Source organism: Leucobacter soli (assembly GCF_042659205.1).
GTDB classification, from domain to species: Bacteria; Actinomycetota; Actinomycetes; order Actinomycetales; family Microbacteriaceae; genus Leucobacter; species Leucobacter soli.
Genome location: NZ_JBHSRW010000315.1, coordinates 1 through 2,015 on the forward strand (window position 1 = coordinate 1; position 2,015 = coordinate 2,015).

At 71.7% G+C, this 2,015-nt stretch carries 3 protein-coding genes; 1 reads left to right on the forward strand and 2 read right to left on the reverse strand.

The window, feature by feature from the left end; genetic code table 11:
• The coding region (locus ACFPZL_RS12610) for a cyclase family protein (RefSeq protein ID WP_218114809.1) at nt 1–654 on the reverse strand (654 nt) is incomplete at its 3' end.
• Between the two features lie 133 nt (nt 655–787).
• On the opposite strand from ACFPZL_RS12610, the gene ACFPZL_RS12615 reads away from it, so the two are divergent.
• A complete protein-coding gene (locus ACFPZL_RS12615) occupies nt 788–1,249 on the forward strand; it encodes an Lrp/AsnC family transcriptional regulator (RefSeq protein ID WP_218114810.1) in 462 nt (153 codons plus the stop codon).
• Nucleotides 1,250–1,255: 6 nt separating this feature from the next.
• Here ACFPZL_RS12615 and ACFPZL_RS12620 read toward each other — a convergent pair.
• Nucleotides 1,256–2,015: ATP-binding cassette domain-containing protein (locus ACFPZL_RS12620; RefSeq protein WP_382335694.1), on the reverse strand; the 760-nt coding region annotated here is incomplete at its 5' end.

A 2,015-nucleotide genomic window follows, 5' to 3' on the forward strand; every position in this document is an offset into this window, starting at 1 on the left:
GGGCAGGCGCAGCACGGCGCGCACGGGCGACGCGTCGGCATCGGCCCATGCCAGCGGCAGGGCGATGAGCTCGCCCTCGCCCTCGGGCGCCGCGGAGAGATCGAGGCCCTCGAGCAGCACGACCCCGCGAGCGATCGCCTCGCGGTGGCAGCGGAGTTCCGTGCTTTCGGCGGGATCGAAAGAGGCGATGTCGAGGCCCATGAGGCGGCCTCCCTGCGCGGCGAACCAGCGCATGAGCGCCGGGTCGACACCGGGCAGATCGGGATCCCACGTGCTCGGCGGGGCCGTCGAGTGACGCAGGAGCAGCCGTTCGACGGGACCGGTGAGGCCGAGCCGCTCGATCCGCGCCCGTACCGCGTGGAGCGGCGGCTGTCCGTGCGGGGAGGCGGCGCGGTCCACGAGCTCGCTGACGTCGAGCACGAGGCAGGGGCCGACGCAGGCGTCGAGCGGGATGCCGGAGATCGGCGGCGCCCCGGCCACGATATGGGACGGCGCGTCGATGTGGGCGCCGACGTGGGTGGTCGTCGTGACGGTGCCGACCGTCACGGAGTCGCCCGCGTCGATGCTCCACTTCGGGTTCAGCCCGAAGCCGGTGTCGCCGGGCCATACCGGGGTGTCGGCGCGCACCGCCGGACTGATGTCGATGAACCGCATCGTTCCTCGTTCCTCTCCGATGGACACCATCCTGGTATTCATACGGGTGAGCGGCAAGTATTCTGGAAACTATTCAGGTCATCAGCGATCTGAAGAATACTGACCGGAAATCACGATGGAAGGCCGGTCCACGATGAATGGATTCCAGCTCAGCGACACCGACCGCCGGATCCTCCACGAGCTCACGCTCGACGGCCGGCTGCCCTACAAGGAGCTCGCCGCACGCGTCGACCTGCCGATCTCCACCTGCCACGGGCGCGTGCGCGCGCTCGAGAAGGCCGGGGTGATCCGAGGCTACCGCGCCGACATCGACCCGGTCGCGGCCGGGCTGGGCGTCGAGGCCCTCATCTCGGTGACCGTCGGCAGCCGGCATCGCAGCGAAGTCCCCGAGATCGCGGACCGCCTGCGCACCGTCCCGGGCGCGCAGCGCGTGTTCCTGATCGGCGGCGACCGGGACATCGTCCTGCACGTCGCCTGCGCGAGCGTCTCCGAGCTGCGCGAGTTCATCGCGACGCACCTGGGCTCGAACACCGCGCTCGAGCAGACGCGCACGAGCCTCGTCTTCGAGCAACTGCCGGGTACTGCACCCGCGTAATGGGACTCAGATCTCGAGTCGGGTGAACGGGAGCCCCGCCGGCAGCTCGGTGTGCGTGATGAGCATCACCGCCCGGTCCTCGGGCACCGCGCCGAGCAGATCCTGCAGCAGGAGGTCCGCCAGCTCCCGGTCCACGCCCGCGGTCGGCTCATCGAGGATCACCACCGGGAAATCGGCGAGGATCGCGCGAGCGAGCGCGATCCTCTGCGCCTGACCGCCGCTGACGAGCGCGCCCCGCTCGCCGACGGGCGCTGCGAGACCGCCCCGCTCGCGCAGCCAGGAGCCGAGTCCCACGCGCTCGAGCACGGCGACGAGCTCCGCATCGGTGGCGCCCTCACGCGCGAAGAGCAGGTTCTGGCGCAGATCCGCGTCGAAGAGGTGCGGCGTCTGCTCGCAGAGCCCGACGATGCTGCGCAGCTCCGCGCCGGGCAGGTCGCGGGCCTCGACCAGCTCTCCGTCGGCGGTGCGTACCCGGTAGGAGCCCGCGTATTCGAGCAGTCGGACGAGCGCCAGCGCGAGCGTGCTCTTGCCCGCACCGCTCTCCCCCGTGACGACCAGGGTGCGGCCCGGTTCGAGGACGAAGGAGACGCCGCTCAACGCCTCATCGGCGGCGCCCGGGTAGCGCGCCGAGAGGCCGCTGACCTCGAGCAGGGAGGAACCCCGAGAGGGTGCGGTGGCCGGGGCGGGCACCGAGCGCCGGCCCGACGAACGACCCGGATCACGCGGCAGCTCGGGCGGCAGCGGCGCCTCGGTGAACGTCGCCACG